Here is a 14,730-nt window from a genome sequence, read left to right on the forward strand (position 1 = left end):
CGTCAGAAAGTGGAGAGAGGGAGTTCCGGATGGAGACCGTCTGGCTCACCGGCGCCGAGTGGCTCGCCGTCCTGCGCATCGGTCTCGGCCTGTGGTGGCTGGAGAGCTGGCGCCACAAGGACAAGAAGGGCTGGTTCGAGCGCGGCACCGGCATCGCCTGGGCGGCGGACGTCGCGGGCAAGCACAAGTGGCCGGCTGTGAAGAACGGCTTCAGGACGGTGGTCGAGCCGCGCCCCAAGGTGATGGCGTACATCGTCGTCTATGCCGAACTCGCTCTCGGCCTCGGTCTGATCGTCGGCTTCCTGACCCCGATCGCCCTCGTCGGCGGGCTGCTCCTCAATCTGCTCTATCTCATTCTGATGATCCACGACTGGGCGGAACAGGGACAGAACGCCATGATGGCGCTCATATCGTTCGTCGCCCTCGCCGCCATGTCCTGGCAGACCTGGTCCCTCGACAGTGCGCTCGGACTCTTCTGATGACCGCGATGCCTGAAGTCGACGACTTCACCCGCCCCTTCTGGGACGCCGCGGCCGACGGGTGGCTGCTGATCCGCCGCTGCCACGCCTGTGGGAAGGCCCACCACTATCCGCGCGAGTTCTGCCCGCACTGCTGGAGCGAGGACGTCGACTGGGAACGGGCGAGCGGCCGCGCCACGCTCTACACCTGGTCCGTCGTGCACCGCAATGATCTGCCGCCGTTCCGTGACCGCGTCCCGTACACCGCCGCGGTCGTCGATCTCGTCGAGGGGCCGCGGATGATGACCGAAGTCGTCGGCTGCCCGGAGAGCGAGCTGGGCATCGGCATGGATCTGGTGGTCGCCTTCAAGGCCGGGGAGGGCGCGGAGATGATACCGGTGTTCCGCCGCCCGGCTCAGGGCCAGAGCAACTCCCGTACCCAGGCGTCCTCTTCGCGCCGGTAGCGCAGCCGGACATGCTGCCTCCGCTCGTCGCCCTGGAAGAACTCCACCTCGTACGGCTGGAGCACGTACAGCGTCCAGGTCGGCACGGGCGCGTCCGGCTCGGTCTGAGCCCGCTCCCACGCTGACCGTGATGCCGTCTCCAACTCCTCCTGGGAGTCGAGGATTTGGCTCTGCCGACCAGTGAGCGCGGCGGCGAGCGCGCCCGTCGAGCGGGCGTGCAGATCGGCTTGGCTCTCCGTGGAGCCGCCCGCCGTCACCCGGCCGCGGACGCGGATCTGGCGGCCCTGCGCGGCCCAGTAGAAGCCCAGCGCGGCCTCCGGGTGCGCGGCCAGCTGCCGGCCCTTCGCGCTGGTGGCGTGCGAGGCGAAGTGCCAGCCGCGCTCGTCCGCGTCGTGCAGCATCAGCGTGCGTACGTCGGGACGTCCCTGCTCGTCCACCGTGGCCAGGGTCATGGTGTGCGGCTCGGTCTGGCCCGCGGTCACTGCTTCGGCGAACCACCGGTGGAAGAGCGGCAGCGGGGCGGCGGGCGCGGCGGCCGGGTCGAAGGCGGGCAGCCTGGTGTCCCAAACCCGCTGTGCGTGCAGGAGCTTGCGGAAGGTGTCCTGCCGATCGTTGTCCATACGGGCAAAGTACTACACTCGCAGTGGTATCAGCCCGGGTGCGCGGCATCAGCCCGGGTGCGGTGATCGAGAGGACGCAGATGAGGCAGAACCTGGCCCGGCGCGCGGCGCTGGTGGACGCGGCCATCGAAGTGCTCGCCCGGGAGGGCGCGCGCGGCCTCACCTTCAGGGCCGTCGACGCCGAGGCCGAGGTCCCCATGGGCACAGCGTCCAACTACTTCACGAACCGCGACGATCTGCTCAACCAGGCCGGCGGCCGGATCTACGAGCGGCTGCGCCCCGACGACGCGACGATGGAGGCCATGTTCACCGGCCCGGCCACCGCCGCGCGGACCGCGGAGCTGGTGCGCGACGTGGTGGAGCGGGTCACGGCCTTCCGCACCGGATACCTCGCCCTCCTCGAACTGCGCCTGGAGGCCACCCGCCGCCCCGAGCTGCGCGCGTTGCTCACCGAGCGCGTCAGCGAGGACGTCGAGGCGAATGTCGCCAACCATCTGGCCTCCGGTCTGCCCGGCGACGCCGACGCGGTCAGGATGATCTATCTGGCGGCCAACTGGCTGGTGGTGGAGCGCCTCACGCTGCCCGACGTTTTCCCGGAGGAGCAGGCGGCCGAGCTGATCACGGCCCTGGTTGAGCGGCTGCTCCAAGACTCCCCCTAGGAGGGCCGTTTCGAGCTCTCCGCAAGGGGGCGGCTGCGCGGGCCACGAGGCCGAGAACGTGCCCCGCGAACAGCCCGAGCGCGAGGCCGAGGAGGTTGTCGACGATGTCCTGCAGGTCGGCGGCGCGCAACAGCCAGGGCACGGCGTACTGCGTCGCCTCGATCCCGAAGGGCAGCGCGGCCGCGGCCACCGCTGACCACGCCGCTGCCTTCCCCGGGCGGATGTGCGCGACGGCAACTCCGAGCGGGACGAACAACGCCACGTTCAGGCTGTTCTGGTTGACGGAGGTCAGTTCGGCGAGCCGAGGGGCGTGCCACTGGGCCGTGTAGCCGCCCTCTGCGTAGCGAAGGCTGTCCAGGTAATGCGAGTTGATGTCCGGCAGCAGAGTGAACGTGGCGATCCCGCCGAGTGCGAGCACCAGGAGGAAGGCGGCGAGCGGGTGGGCCCCGAGCCGTCGGCCAAGTCGGCGGCTGCACAGCAGCCCGGCCAGTGCGGAGAGCAGCGCACCCGGCCAGAAGAGCGGGGTGGCGCGCAGTACTGCCTCGATCATGAATGTTCCTCGATGTTCCTCACGGTGGGCGGCCCGAGGCCACGGGTCAGGAAGGCTTACGGGGCGCTCGGGAAGGCCTACGGGGCGCTCGGGCCGTCGATGGGGCGCCCGTCGGAGTCGTAGGGCCAGGCGTTGGGCGTGCAGCCGTGAAGTCCCTTGATCTGCTGCATCATCACGGGGGCCGGCTTGCCGCGGCCGGCGCAGCCCTGGTGACCCCGGCCGAGACGGTGGCCGACTTCATGGTTGACGATCAGCGCGTGGTACATGTCGGGCTGTCCCTTGTAGTACGGGCTGAGCAGCAGCCACCGCTTGAGGTTGACCACGACGTCCGGACCGCCGCTGCAGTTGACCTCGCCTCCGGTGTCCAGCCCGTACTTGGCGCACAGGGTGTCCGTGGTGTCGGGCGAGGCCAGATGGACCGTGAAGTCGTAGGGCGGCCCGTCGGCGCGCTGGAAGGCGGTGCCGTTCGCGGTCCAGCCCCTGGCGTCGGCCAGGATGTGGTCGACCTCCTTGGCGAAGGTGTCGGGGTCCTGGCCGATGCCGTCCTCCACGTCCACGCCGTAGCGCAACGGCCTGCCTTTGCCGAACAGCTGAGAGCTGCCGGTCGCCCGCGTGAAGGTTTCGCGGCCGCGCTGCGCCACCTTCGGTTCTTGCCCGGCCTGGGCGCCGGTGCCCGGACGTCCCGCCGACGCGGCGGCCTGCTCGCTGCCGTGCTGCTGCCCGGCCATGACGTACAGCGCGAGCCCGCCCAGCACCACGATGCACAAGGTCACGATCCCCCAGCGGGGTTGCTTCCTTTTCCGCCTCTTACGACTCCGGCTTTTCCGACGGCGACTCATGGCCCTGATTCCACAGGCCGGCATGTGAACCCGCGGTGAGCACCTGTGCTCACACCCGCTTCACACCGGCAACGGCATACTGCGCGGGCAGCGCGACGTGGACGGACAGGCCTCCGGCGAGCCCGGGTACGGCGTTCACGCTGCCGCCGTGCGCCTGTGCCACCGCCCGCACGATGGACAGGCCCAGGCCACTGCCGCGCGCCGATCCCACCCGGTCGGTCAGGCGGCGGAAGGGCTCGAAGAGCACCGGGATCTCATGCGCGGAGATCATCGCGCCGGTGTTGGTCACGACGACCTGTGGACCGTGCGTGCCGCGCCGGGTGCCGACCTGCACCCAGCCGCCGCGCTCGTTGTAGCGGACCGCGTTGTCGACGAGATTGCGGACCAGCTGCTCCAGCAGGATCGGGTCGCCGACGGCGGGCGCGGGCCCGAGGGACGGCTCCAGCCGTATCCCGAGCCGTGCGGCCTCCGGCTCGGCGGCCGCGAGGACCGTCGAGCAGACGTCGGCCAGGTCCAGCGGGACGCGGTCGGTGAGCGCGTCCTCGGCACGGGCCAGCGTGAGCAGGGCGTCGATGAGGCGCTCATGGCGGGCGTTGACGGCGAGCAGGTTCTCGCCGAGCTGGTGGATCTCCGCCGGGGCGTCGCGCCGGTTCATCGCCACCTCGACCAGAGTGCGGTTGATGACCAGCGGGGTCTTCAGCTCGTGGGCTGCGTTGGCGATGAAGCGCTCCTGGCCCGCGAAGGCGCTGTCGAGCCGGTCGAGCATGCGGTCGAAGGCGTCGGCGAGGCGCTTGACTTCACCCGGAGGCAGGTCCAGGGCGATACGCCGGTGCAGGGTCCGCCCCGCGATGCGTTCCGCGGTGGAGGTGATCTGGCTGAGGGGACGCAGCAGGTGGCCGGCGGCCAGCCACCCGGCCGTGGTGGCGAGCAGCCCCACGCCAAGGACGGTCAGCCCGCCCTTGGTCAGCAGGTTCGCCCGCATGGATTCCATGATGATGCTCTTGGTCGCCGCGTCGCTGTCGGCGGCGTGGCCGGGCGAGAAGACGATGTCCAGGCTGTACTGCATGCTGTTGCGGACCAGAATGAGCGCCCCCGCGAGGACGGCCGCGGCGGCGATGAAGAACAGCAGGCCGAACACCGCTGTCAGCCGCAGTCGCAGGCTTCCGCGCCAGGACAGATTCGGGTTCGCCGGACTCGGGTTCGGGTTCGGCGGGTTCAGGTCGGGCGGGTTCGGGGGAGCGTCCTTCGGCGTACTCACCGGATGCGGTATCCCACACCGGTGATGGTCTCCACGATCTGAGGTTCGCCCAGTTTGCGGCGCAGGCCGCGGATGGTGACCCGGACGATGGTGGTGAACGGGTCGATGTTCTCGTCCCAGACCCGCTCCAGCAGCATCTCCGCCGAGACCGGGGCGCCCTGCGCGCGCAGCAGTTCCTCGAGCACCGCGAACTCCTTCCGCGACAGCGCCACATGACGGCCGCCGCGATACGTCTCGCGCAGATGCGGGTCGAGCCGGATGCCGGAGCGCTCCAGCACAGGCGGCGCCGCGGGCCGCACCCGGCGACCGAGCGCCCGGATGCGGGCAACCAGCTCGGCGAACGCGAAGGGCTTCGCGAGGTAGTCGTCCGCGCCGATACTGAGCCCGGCGACCCTCTCGGCGACGGTCGTCGAGACGGTCAGCATCAGTATCCGTACGTCGGTTCCCGAGGCGGCGGTCCGTCGGCACACCTCGTCGCCGTGCAGCCTGGGCAGATCACGGTCCAGGAGCATCACGTCGTACTCGTTGACCGACAGCCGTTCCAGGGCCGCCTCCCCGTCGTGCACGACGTCGACGGCGAACGCCTCCTGTCGCAGCCCGTCCGCTATCGCGTCGGCGAGCATCTTTTCGTCCTCCACGACCAGAACACGCATGCCGCCGCTCCGCCCCTCGTCCGCCGTGCCGGGGCGACCGTGCACCCGCACAGCGCCACACACTCTGTTCGAGAAGACGACATGAAGGGGGAGTCCGTTTCATTCGGTGCCCGTACGCCACTGTGTGACTGCCGTTCACCGCGGCCAAGCTGCCCATCCGACGGTGGCCCCCGGGTCCCTCAGTCCCGGCCCAGCACCACCGTCCCGGACGAGCAGAACCAGCCGCCCGTGCCGGACGCCACCGCCAGCCGCGGAGTGCTCCCGTCCGGCTTGTGCACCTGGTGGCCGCCGGCCTCGTCGCGCAGCTGCCGTACGGCTTCGACCAGCAGAAACAGCCCGCGCATTCCTGGATGACAGGCGGACAGGCCACCGCCGTCGGTATTCACCGGCAGTTCGCCGTCCCGCCTCAGCCGGCCCTTTTCGACGAACGGGCCGCCCTCCCCCTTTGCGCAGAAACCGAGGTCCTCCAGCGTCACGAGCGTCATGTAGGTGAAGGCGTCATAGATCTCGGCGATATCCATATCGGCAGGGGTGAGGCCCGAGCGCCCGAAGGCGAGGCGGCCCGAGACCGCCGCCGGGGAGACGGTGAAGTCCTCCCACTCCGACATGGTGGTGTGCGAGACGTACTCACCGGTGCCGAGGATCCACACCGGGTCCTTCGCGGTGTCCGGCACATGGTCCTCCGCGGCGAGCAGTACCGCGCAGCCGCCGTCGCTGCGGATGCAGCAGTGCAGCTTGGTGAACGGATCCGCGATCATCGGCCCGTCCAGCACCTCGTCGACCGTGATCGGCTCACGGAACATCGCGTCCGGATTGGCCGCGGCGTTCGCCCTGGCCTGGACGGCGACTTCCGCGAGCTGTTCCAGCGTCGTGCCGTACTCATGCATATGGCGGCGGGCGGCCATCGCGTACTTGGCGATGAGCGTATGCCCGTACGGGACCTCGAACTGGAGCGGTCCGCGGCTGCCGAAGGAGAGGTTGGAGGTACGCCGCCGAGCCTTGATGTCGGCGTGGGCGGTCGATCCGTAGACGAGGAGGACGGCGTTGGCGTGCCCGGCGGCGATCGCGTCGGCCGCGTGCGCCGCCATGACCTCCCAGGTGGCGCCGCCGACGGCGGTCGAGTCCACCCAGTGCGGCTTGAGGCCCAGATACTCGGCGACCTCGACGGGGGCGAGTGTGCCGAGTCCGGCGGAGCCGAAGCCGTCGATCACCGAGCGCGGCAGGCCGGAGTCGGCGAGTGCGCGGCGGGCGGCCTGGGCATGCAGGGCATAGGGCGTCGGACCGTCGACGCGGCCGCAGTCCGAGAGGGATATGCCGACGACGGCGACCTTGCGCGGAGTGGAAGGCATGAATCTGACGGTACATCAGATAGCGTGGGGCGTATGCCCAGAAGTGCCGCCGAAGATGTTGACGCCTACCTCGCCGAGGTGGCGGAGCAGGACCGGCTGACGGCCCTGATCCGGATCCGGGAGCTGTGCCGTACGCAGCTCGTGGGATACGAGGAGGTGATGGCGTGGGGCATGCCCTGCTATCGCCGCAAGGGTGGTGAGCCGGAGATCGCCTTCGCCAATCAGAAGCAGTACGTCTCCTTCTATCTGATGCGTCCGGATGTGCGGGAGGGCTTCGAGGAGCGGCTGGCCGACCAGGACATGGGGAGGGGATGCCTGCGGTTCCGGCGTACGGAGTCGATCGACTACGAGCTCGTACAGGATCTGCTGCGGGCGACCGCGGCGGCTCCCGGAGATGTTTGCTGAACGCGCCTCTGTGTTTATGGGGTTCCTCCTTCTAATATGACGGACCGTCAGATCGGAGGGGATCCCATGGACACCGCCTTCACCGCGGAACAGGACGAGATCCGCCGCACCCTGCGCGACCTGCTCGCCAAACGGTCCGGCCCGGACGAGGTCAAGGCCGCGGTCCGCACCGCCGCGGGGTACGACCCGCAGCTGTGGGCGCAGCTGTCCGAACAGCTGGGCCTGCCTGGCCTCGCGCTGCCCGAGTCGTACGGGGGCGTGGGCTGCGGCCTCACCGAGCTTGCCCTCGCCTGCGAGGAGACCGGGCGGGTGCTGCTGCCGTCGCCGCTGCTGGCCACGGCGGGGCTCGCGGCACCCCTGATCGCCGCGCTGGGGACGGCCGGGCAGCGCGACGAGCTGCTGCCGCGGATCGCGGACGGCTCGCTGACCTGCGCTCTCGCCGTTCCCGGCGGGGGCCTGGCACTGGCGCTCGGGCTGAGTGGCGACAACAGGTCGGGGGAGTGGGCGGGCGGCGGCCGGGCCGGCGGAGTCCAGGCGCGCCCGGGCGAGGGTGGGTCCTGGCTCCTCTTCGGGGAGGCCGCGCAGGTCCTCGACGGGCACAGCGCGGGGCTGCTGGTGGTGGCGGCGCACACGGGTGGCTTCGCGCGCAGCCGCACGCTGCTCTTCCTCGTCCGGGCGGCGGACGCGGTGGGGCTTTCCCGGGTGCGGCAGACATCGCTGGACGAGACGAGACCGCAGGCCCGTATCGAACTGCGCGACTGCGCCGCAGAGTTGCTGGGCGCGGACGACGCGGCGGACGTGCCGGGGGCGCTGGCCTCGGCAGGGTCGGGCGCCGCGGCCATGCTGGCGGCGGAGGCCGTCGGCGCGGCGGCGAGCGCGCTGGACCGGACGGTGGAGTACGTCGGGGCGCGCGAGCAGTTCGGCCGGGCGATCGGCTCCTTCCAGGCGGTCAAGCACCGGCTGGCGGATCTGTACGTACGCATCCAGGCGGCCCGCTCGGCGGCGTACTTCGCGGCCTGGGACCCGCCGGAGGCCGGCGGCCTGGCGCTGGCGCAGTGCCTGGAGGCGCTGCGGGTGGTTGCGGGGGAGGCGGTCCAGCTGCACGGCGGCATCGGCTTCACGTGGGAGCACGAGGCGCATCTGTACTTCAAACGGGCGGCGGGGGACGAGCTGCTCTTCGGCCCGGCGCACCGGCTGCGCGGGCGGGCGGCGGAGGCGGCGGGCCTGTTCGCGGCGCCGGGGGTGAGGGGCTGATGGCTCCTGGCGTCCGTCTCGTCCAGAAGATCTCCTCGACCCGTGCCTTCGCGAAGATCGCACCGCATTTCGTCCCGGCGTTGGACCGTACGGTGCACCGGCTGACGCGGGGACGGGTGCTGCTGAGCGCGCAGATGCTCCCGGGGGTCGTCCTGACGGCCCGCGGCGCGAAGAGCGGCCTGCGGAGGGTTGCGCCGCTGGCGTGCATGCCGTCGGGGGACGGCTGGGTCCTGATCGGCTCCAACTTCGGCCGCGAGGCTCACCCGTCCTGGACGACGAACCTGCTGGCGCACCCCGATGCGGAGATCAACTGGAGGGGCGAGGCCATCGCGGTCCACGCGCGCCTGCTCAAGTCCGTGGAAAGGGAGACGGTGTGGCGGGAGGCGCTGACGTTCTGGCCGCCGTATGCGACGTACCAGGCCCGGGTGTCCCGCGAAATCCGCGTCTTCCGCCTCACGCGGCGCTAGCGCTTCCCCGCTGGGCTGTGCGGGGCTGTGCGGGGCTGTGCGGGGCTGCGCCCCGCACCCCCGACACTTGGGATGCAGCTGCCGTTCTCGCTCCGTAAGCTCGTGTACGGGAGTGTCGCCGGCGGGCCGAGGTCCATCAGGCGCACGACGCCGTTCGCCTCCGGCTTCTTGAGGTGACGTGGAGCCATTCATGACCACACCGCGGGACCTGTTGATCGTTGCCATAGACATGGCGTCCAGCCGTCCTCTGGAGCGAGGCGATCTGTCGCTCGCGCTCGCGGGAGCCGAGCTGATCGACCTCCTGGATGCCCAAGCCGTCACGCTGGAAGGCGATCACATCGTGCCGGGCTATCGGCCGGCCATAGCTGATCGCCTGTTGGAGGAGGCCGCGTCGTCGTTTGCCCGGCAAGCGCCGTACGAGTCGGTCGACGACTGGCTGTGGCGCAGGGGCCGCGGCCTGTCCGCGGCCTATCTGGCCGTTCTTGAGGCGGAAGGGCAGCTCACTCGTGGACGACGCCGCCGCTGGGGGCTGTTCCGAACCGGTCGCACGGAGCTGGCCGATTCGCCCGATCGCCGCCTGGCGGCGGACCGCTGGACATCGGGTGAGCCCATCCTCGCCGTCCTTGCGGCGGCCGCCGGAATCGACGACAAGCGGACTGAAAACTCCCCGAGCGTGGCCGACGACGCCGTGGCGACAGTGCTCGCCGCCGTCCATGACGCGGTGCGGGAATTGGAGGCCGAACGGCAACGGCGAGCCATCGAGGAGGCGGCCTTCGACAACGTTTGGCGAGGCGAATAGGGACCCCACACACGCGGCGGCGTGGCCGCCGCACCGGGGCACATCGTGCCGCGGAGCCGGCGCTCCCGGGGGTGGGGGCGTCAGCCCCGCGTACCTCTACCCCCGGTTCGAGCAGGGGCGGGGCGGGGGAAAAAGCACCGACGGCGCCCCCCGCAGGGACCGCCGTCGGCATGACAGGACTCGACGCAGGCGCGCGCAGCTACTTCGTCGGCTTCTTGCCGGTGATACCCAGATGCACCAACAGCGCCAGATTCGGCTTCAGTTCAGCCTGCTTCACGCCCCACGTGGTGAACCCCTTCTGATGCGACGCCACCGCCGCCAGCATCGCCACCAGCGCCCCCGCAACCGCCGCCGGACTCACGTCCTTGTCCACCTTGCTCTTGGACTGCAGGTCCTTCACCGCGTCCGAAAGAGAGTTGGTGACCGAGTTCAGGATCTTCATGCGGATCTTGTAGAACCGTTTGTCCCCCTCCGCGGCCCCAAGATCCACCACCCGCAGAATGGCATCATGGCGACGCCAGAAGTCGAGGAAGCCCTCGACCAGTTCCTCCGACGTCTGCCAGCCCGCCTTGCCCACCCAGGAGCGGCCGGAGACCAGTTCGGTCAACCCCGCGCCCTCCTTGGCCATTTCCTCGGCGATCTCGAGGACCGCGCCCTCGACGTCCGGGAAGTACTGGTAGAAGGTCGCGGGCGAAGTGCCCGCCTTCCGGGCCACGTCGATGACTTTGACGTCCCGGTACGGCGAGGAGCTGAGCATCTCGCTGAGGCAGTCCAGCAGCTTCTGCCGCGTCGCCTGGCCGCGTCGCCCGGCCACTCGGCCGTCGACGGTGCGTACTTGTCCTGTCATGCCGTCAGCTTACCGAGGGGTGATCGGCGCGCGATTCGGCCGACTGCAAATGGGGTGCACGAATAGTGTTATCAACAGCCTGTGGATAACTTTCGTGGACAAGTCGACGATTCCTGGTGCCGCCGTCGGCGGGTGGATGCCTCATTGTCCTGACAAATGGACAACCGTTCGACTCGATCCCCTGCGACCCGCGCGCCGCCCCGCTAGCTTGAGTGTGACGGGCACCACACCCGCCGCATCCCGCACATGGAAGGAACCGCATCCATGGCCGCATTCGCAGAGGGCACGCCGTGCTGGGTGGATGCCGCGCTCCCTGACGTGGAGGCGGGCAAGCGCTTCTACGGTGAGCTGTTCGGCTGGACCTTCCGGCACGGTGAAGGGCTGCAGGTCGACGCCTACAGCGACGAAAAACTTGTCGCCGCCCTGGTGCCCAAGAGTGACGGCAGGATGCCCACCGTCTGGGGCGTCTACTTCGCCACCTCCGACGCAACCATCCTGGTCAGGAAGATCAGGGAAGCCGGCGGTCAGGTGATCGTCGACCGGCAGCCCGTCGGCACGTCCGGCACCGTCGTGGTCGCCGCGGATCCGGGTGGTGCGGTCTTCGGGGCCTGGCAGCCGGGCGACCGGGACGGGTTCGAGATGCAGGGCAAGCCCGGCTCCTTCTGCTGGACCGAGGTCTATTCGCGGGACAAGGAACGGGTCGACCCGTTCTACGAGTCAGTCTTCGGCTTCCAGGGGACGGACCTGTCCGACGCCTCCGTCGACTTCCGCATGTGGTCGCCCGCCGGTACGGAGCCGGGGGAGGGCACCGCCATCGGCGGCCGGAGCGTGATAACGGACGCCTTCCCGGCCGAGATGCCCGGCCACTTCCTCATCTACTTCTGCGTCGACGACTGCGACGAGACGGCCGCTGCCGTCACCCGTCTCGGTGGCCGGGTCCAGGCGCCGCCCTTCGATATTCCGTACGGGCGTATCGCCGTGCTCGCCGACAACCAGGGGGCTTCCTTCGCCGTACTCGCCGAGCCGCAGGCGGAGTCCGCGTCGCTGCCGGGACAGGAGTCGGAACCGGAACCGGAGCCGGAGGTGGATCCGGAACCGGAGGCCGAGGCCAGGACGGCCTGAAAAGCGGAAGCGGGCGTCTGGCGGCGCGCGGCTGAACCGTTCCACCTCCCGGCCCGTGCCCGAAAGCGGGTGAGACACCCCGATCCGCCCCCGGGTTCGCAACCGTCGCCCGAGACAGGAAGAATCAGGGTGCGCACCGCTGAGGGTCTCGGTGGTGAGACGCTGCACCGCCGAGGGTCTCGGTGGTGAGACGCTGCACGGGGCTGTGATGAACGGGCTCCATTTCGATCTGGGGCCCGTACGGGGAGGTGGCAGGCAGGTATGGAGCAGCTGACGCAGCATGACCCGAGACGGATCGGTCCGTTCGAGGTACTGGGACGGCTCGGTGCCGGCGGTATGGGGCTGGTCTATCTCGCCCGGTCGGCGTCCGGCCGCCGGGTGGCGATCAAGACGGTGCGCACCGAGCTCGCCGAGGACCAGCTGTTCCGTGTCCGCTTCACCCGTGAGGTGGAGGCCGCCCGGGCCGTCAGCGGTTTCTACACGGCGGCAGTCGTGGACGCCGACCCGCGGGCGGCCGTGCCCTGGCTCGCCACCGCGTATGTGCCCGCCCCCTCCCTCGAGGAAATAGTGAATGAGTGCGGGCCGATGCCGGCCCAGGCGGTGCGCTGGCTGGCGGCCGGCATCGCCGAAGCGCTGCAGTCCATCCATGGCGCGGGCCTCGTCCACCGCGACCTCAAGCCGTCGAACGTGCTGGTCGTGGAGGACGGGCCGCGCGTCATCGACTTCGGTATCGCGTCCGGCGTCTCCAACACCCGGCTGACCATGACCAATGTCGCGGTCGGCACACCCGCGTACATGTCGCCGGAGCAGGCGCGCGACTCGCGCAGCGTGACCGGCGCGAGCGATGTGTTCTCGCTCGGCTCCACGCTGGTCTTCGCGGCGACCGGGCACGCCCCCTTCCACGGCGCCAACCCGGTCGAGACGGTCTTCATGCTGCTGCGCGAGGGCCCGGACGTGGAGGGGCTGCCGGACGAGCTCCGGCCGCTGATCGAGTCCTGCATGAAGATGGAGGCCGGGCTGCGGCCCACGCCCGAGGATCTTCAGGCGCAGCTCGCCCCGCATCTGTTCTCCTCAGGCAGCGACGACAGCGGGACCGCCTCGGCATGGCTGCCGCAGCGGGCCACCGCGATGATCGAGCTGCGTCGCGGCGGGCGGCCCCCTGCCCCCGCCCCCGCGCAGCGCCCCGCCGAGCCCGCTCCCCAGGCACCGCCGCAGCATCCGCCCCGGCCCGGCGCCGACTGGGACTCCGCGCGGCACGGTGGCAGCGACCCGCGTACGGGACAGGCCGCGCCCGCGGCAGCGGCCGCCGGACCGGTGCGGCTGCCCGGCGCCAAGGTCCCGATCGGCCCCGGCCCCCGGGTCGCCGACCCGGGCCGCAGCGCGGTCGCCGAGGCCGGTCCCGCGACCGGCTGGATCCGCCCGCCCGGTGGTCTGAACGGCGACGGGGCCGTGACCAGCCCCCTGCCTCCGCCCGGCCCTGCTCCCGCCCAGGCGCCCGTGCCGCCGCCCGCCTCGCCCCCGGACGGGGCCGCGGGACACTGGCGCCCATGGCGCTTCCGGATGTCGAACGACGTCTGGGGCACGCCCGTCGTCGCCGGGGATCTGCTGTACGTCACTTCCTTCGAGGTGCACGCCCTGGACGTCGGCAGCGGCCGCCGCCAGTTCAAGACCAGGGACGTGGCATGGGCGATGGCCGTCGCCGGCGGCCGTATCCATGCCTCGGACGGGCCGACGCTGTACGCGCTCGACGCGGCCAACGGCCAGGAGCGCTGGCGGCTGGGGACCGACGCATGGGTGTACTCCCTCAAGGTCGACCGCGGCACCGTCCTGACCGGGACGCGCGGCGGCGGTGTACAGGCCTGGGAGGCGTCCAATGGCGAGAAGTTGTGGGAGACCACCGGGGCGCAGTCGGACTTCGAGACCCAGGAGGCCGGGCCCGCGATCTTCGGCGACACCGTGTACGTGTGGAAGGACGCGAGGCTGCGCGCGCTGGAGGCCCGTACGGGCGTCGAGCGCTGGACGTACCCCATCGGCGACGCGGCGTCCTGCGGCAATGTGCCGGTCCGCGTGCATCCCGCGTCCGACGGCTATGTGTATGTCGCGGCCGGCACACGGGTGCTCGCCATCGACATCGCGAACGGCTTGGTCCGCTGGCACTTCGAGTCGCCCGCGGTGTTCCTCTCGCCGCCCGTCTTCGCACCGGGGCCGGCGGTGACGGGCGGCGGCGTCTACCTCGCCGACTACCTCGGCACGGTGTACGCGCTCGACGCCACGACCGGCAAGGACCGCTGGCGTATCGCCACCGAGTCGCGCCAGTCCACCGAACCGGTCCTCGTCGCGGGCGGGAATGTCCATGTCGGCAGCGGCAGCGCGCTCTACACTCTGGACGCCGTGACGGGCACCCCGATGTGGCGCTTCGCCGCGGGCGGCGAGGTCATCGGCGCACCCGTGGTGGCGGACGGCCGGGTCCACTTCGGCTCCGCGGACCATGTGCTCTACACGCTGGACGCGAGCGGCGGCCAGCTCCGCTGGAAGCTGGCGACGGGCGGCGAGATCACGGGCTCTCCGGTGGCCGATGGCGGTGTGGTGTACGCGTGCAGCAAGGACCGCTGTGTGTACGCGCTGGACGCGGTGAAGGGCACGGCGACGGGGAGGGGCGGGGCGCGCTAGCCGGGATGCGGGCAGTCGAGATGCGAGCCGCTCCCTATGGCGACCCGAACCGTCCGGGCGTAGCGTCGTGATCGAGAGCGGCACAGCGAGTCAGGCGTCGGCGGTGGTCCGCACCATCATCGGCTCCATCCCCGCTCTCATCGAGGCGACGGCCGCCGTACGGGCCCCTTCCGTGACTGGTACGACGGCCGTCACGGACGCGAATACCGCGTCCTGGTCTGTTCACCCCCGCTCTGGGACGGACGTGGCGAAGGCGGCGATCAAGCGCTGCTAGGGTGACATGCGCTCGTCAACTCGAGCCGCACATCCACACTTT

The 14,730-nt window shown here is 70.7% G+C and carries 16 protein-coding genes; 9 read left to right on the forward strand and 7 right to left on the reverse strand.

Annotation, left to right across the window (positions count from 1 at the left end; translation table 11 throughout):
- Positions 1–29 precede the first annotated feature (29 nt).
- Positions 30–479, forward strand: a complete 450-nt coding sequence (locus tag ACI2LP_RS13305; RefSeq protein WP_404724639.1) for a DoxX family protein — start codon at positions 30–32, stop codon at positions 477–479.
- Complete coding sequence (locus tag ACI2LP_RS13310; RefSeq protein WP_404724640.1) at positions 479–922, forward strand: Zn-ribbon domain-containing OB-fold protein; 444 nt, start codon at positions 479–481, stop codon at positions 920–922. The genes ACI2LP_RS13305 and ACI2LP_RS13310 overlap by 1 nt, the downstream gene beginning before the upstream one ends.
- Here ACI2LP_RS13310 and ACI2LP_RS13315 read toward each other — a convergent pair.
- On the reverse strand, positions 874–1,542 hold the full coding sequence (locus ACI2LP_RS13315; protein ID WP_404724641.1) for a pyridoxal 5'-phosphate synthase: 669 nt from the start codon (positions 1,540–1,542) through the stop codon (positions 874–876). The genes ACI2LP_RS13310 and ACI2LP_RS13315 overlap by 49 nt on opposite strands.
- 80 nt (positions 1,543–1,622) lie before the next feature.
- On the opposite strand from ACI2LP_RS13315, the gene ACI2LP_RS13320 reads away from it, so the two are divergent.
- Positions 1,623–2,201, forward strand: coding sequence for a TetR/AcrR family transcriptional regulator (locus tag ACI2LP_RS13320; RefSeq protein WP_404724642.1), 579 nt, complete (start codon positions 1,623–1,625; stop codon positions 2,199–2,201).
- Here the strand turns inward: ACI2LP_RS13320 and ACI2LP_RS13325 are convergent.
- From ACI2LP_RS13325 to ACI2LP_RS13345, 5 genes are all read right to left on the reverse strand, one after another.
- Positions 2,161–2,751 carry a VanZ family protein gene (locus ACI2LP_RS13325; protein WP_404724643.1) on the reverse strand — a complete coding sequence of 197 codons (591 nt, stop codon included), beginning with the start codon at positions 2,749–2,751 and terminating at the stop codon, positions 2,161–2,163. The genes ACI2LP_RS13320 and ACI2LP_RS13325 overlap by 41 nt on opposite strands.
- Before the next feature lie 77 nt (positions 2,752–2,828).
- The gene (locus tag ACI2LP_RS13330) at positions 2,829–3,524 is read right to left on the reverse strand and encodes a DUF3152 domain-containing protein (RefSeq protein WP_404724644.1); all 696 of its coding nucleotides are present in this window, start codon (positions 3,522–3,524) and stop codon (positions 2,829–2,831) included.
- A gap of 115 nt (positions 3,525–3,639) precedes the next feature.
- Positions 3,640–4,848: a sensor histidine kinase gene (locus ACI2LP_RS13335; RefSeq protein WP_404724645.1), complete on the reverse strand. Its 1,209-nt coding sequence runs from the start codon at positions 4,846–4,848 to the stop codon at positions 3,640–3,642.
- Positions 4,845–5,501 (reverse strand): response regulator transcription factor, encoded by a 657-nt coding sequence (locus tag ACI2LP_RS13340; protein ID WP_404724646.1) that lies wholly within the window; start codon positions 5,499–5,501, stop codon positions 4,845–4,847. Before ACI2LP_RS13340 ends, ACI2LP_RS13335 begins: the two co-directional genes overlap by 4 nt.
- A gap of 179 nt (positions 5,502–5,680) precedes the next feature.
- Positions 5,681–6,850, reverse strand: coding sequence for a thiolase C-terminal domain-containing protein (locus ACI2LP_RS13345; protein WP_404724647.1), 1,170 nt, complete (start codon positions 6,848–6,850; stop codon positions 5,681–5,683).
- Positions 6,851–6,883: 33 nt separating this feature from the next.
- Between ACI2LP_RS13345 and ACI2LP_RS13350 the strand changes: the two genes are divergently transcribed.
- The 4 genes from ACI2LP_RS13350 to ACI2LP_RS13365 all read left to right on the forward strand — a co-directional run bounded on the left by ACI2LP_RS13350 (position 6,884) and on the right by ACI2LP_RS13365 (position 9,775).
- The gene (locus ACI2LP_RS13350) at positions 6,884–7,255 is read left to right on the forward strand and encodes an iron chaperone (protein ID WP_404724648.1); all 372 of its coding nucleotides are present in this window, start codon (positions 6,884–6,886) and stop codon (positions 7,253–7,255) included.
- Between the two features lie 66 nt (positions 7,256–7,321).
- Positions 7,322–8,509 (forward strand): acyl-CoA dehydrogenase family protein, encoded by a 1,188-nt coding sequence (locus ACI2LP_RS13355; RefSeq protein WP_404724649.1) that lies wholly within the window; start codon positions 7,322–7,324, stop codon positions 8,507–8,509.
- The gene (locus ACI2LP_RS13360) at positions 8,509–8,976 is read left to right on the forward strand and encodes a nitroreductase family deazaflavin-dependent oxidoreductase (RefSeq protein WP_404724650.1); all 468 of its coding nucleotides are present in this window, start codon (positions 8,509–8,511) and stop codon (positions 8,974–8,976) included. Before ACI2LP_RS13355 ends, ACI2LP_RS13360 begins: the two co-directional genes overlap by 1 nt.
- A 190-nt stretch (positions 8,977–9,166) precedes the next feature.
- Entirely contained in the window at positions 9,167–9,775 is a 609-nt protein-coding gene (locus ACI2LP_RS13365) for a GPP34 family phosphoprotein (protein ID WP_404724651.1), read from the forward strand.
- Positions 9,776–9,974: 199 nt separating this feature from the next.
- On the opposite strand, the gene ACI2LP_RS13370 is transcribed toward ACI2LP_RS13365, so the two are convergent.
- Positions 9,975–10,622 (reverse strand): TetR family transcriptional regulator, encoded by a 648-nt coding sequence (locus tag ACI2LP_RS13370; RefSeq protein ID WP_404724652.1) that lies wholly within the window; start codon positions 10,620–10,622, stop codon positions 9,975–9,977.
- 264 nt (positions 10,623–10,886) lie between these two features.
- On the opposite strand from ACI2LP_RS13370, the gene ACI2LP_RS13375 reads away from it, so the two are divergent.
- Both ACI2LP_RS13375 and ACI2LP_RS13380 read left to right on the forward strand, forming a co-directional pair.
- Entirely contained in the window at positions 10,887–11,744 is an 858-nt protein-coding gene (locus tag ACI2LP_RS13375) for a VOC family protein (RefSeq protein ID WP_404724653.1), read from the forward strand.
- 261 nt (positions 11,745–12,005) lie between these two features.
- The gene (locus ACI2LP_RS13380; protein WP_404724654.1) at positions 12,006–14,414 is read left to right on the forward strand and encodes a PQQ-binding-like beta-propeller repeat protein; all 2,409 of its coding nucleotides are present in this window, start codon (positions 12,006–12,008) and stop codon (positions 14,412–14,414) included.
- The last annotated feature ends 316 nt before the right edge of the window (positions 14,415–14,730 follow it).

This window comes from Streptomyces sp. NPDC019890, from assembly GCF_044903445.1.
In the GTDB taxonomy this organism is placed as follows: Bacteria; Actinomycetota; Actinomycetes; order Streptomycetales; family Streptomycetaceae; genus Streptomyces.

Bases quoted from the DNA above. Each gene is read 5' to 3' on its own strand.
- ACI2LP_RS13380 (WP_404724654.1), top strand. From the start codon at position 12,006: ATGGAGCAGCTGACGCAGCATGACCCGAGACGGATCGGTCCGTTCGAG.
- ACI2LP_RS13375 (WP_404724653.1), top strand. From the start codon at position 10,887: ATGGCCGCATTCGCAGAGGGCACGCCGTGCTGGGTGGATGCCGCGCTC.
- ACI2LP_RS13345 (WP_404724647.1), bottom strand. From the start codon at position 6,850: ATGCCTTCCACTCCGCGCAAGGTCGCCGTCGTCGGCATATCCCTCTCG.
- ACI2LP_RS13350 (WP_404724648.1), top strand. From the start codon at position 6,884: ATGCCCAGAAGTGCCGCCGAAGATGTTGACGCCTACCTCGCCGAGGTG.
- ACI2LP_RS13320 (WP_404724642.1), top strand. From the start codon at position 1,623: ATGAGGCAGAACCTGGCCCGGCGCGCGGCGCTGGTGGACGCGGCCATC.
- ACI2LP_RS13370 (WP_404724652.1), bottom strand. From the start codon at position 10,622: ATGACAGGACAAGTACGCACCGTCGACGGCCGAGTGGCCGGGCGACGC.
- ACI2LP_RS13340 (WP_404724646.1), bottom strand. From the start codon at position 5,501: ATGCGTGTTCTGGTCGTGGAGGACGAAAAGATGCTCGCCGACGCGATA.
- ACI2LP_RS13365 (WP_404724651.1), top strand. From the start codon at position 9,167: ATGACCACACCGCGGGACCTGTTGATCGTTGCCATAGACATGGCGTCC.
- ACI2LP_RS13325 (WP_404724643.1), bottom strand. From the start codon at position 2,751: ATGATCGAGGCAGTACTGCGCGCCACCCCGCTCTTCTGGCCGGGTGCG.
- ACI2LP_RS13360 (WP_404724650.1), top strand. From the start codon at position 8,509: ATGGCTCCTGGCGTCCGTCTCGTCCAGAAGATCTCCTCGACCCGTGCC.
- ACI2LP_RS13310 (WP_404724640.1), top strand. From the start codon at position 479: ATGACCGCGATGCCTGAAGTCGACGACTTCACCCGCCCCTTCTGGGAC.
- ACI2LP_RS13355 (WP_404724649.1), top strand. From the start codon at position 7,322: ATGGACACCGCCTTCACCGCGGAACAGGACGAGATCCGCCGCACCCTG.
- ACI2LP_RS13315 (WP_404724641.1), bottom strand. From the start codon at position 1,542: ATGGACAACGATCGGCAGGACACCTTCCGCAAGCTCCTGCACGCACAG.
- ACI2LP_RS13305 (WP_404724639.1), top strand. From the start codon at position 30: ATGGAGACCGTCTGGCTCACCGGCGCCGAGTGGCTCGCCGTCCTGCGC.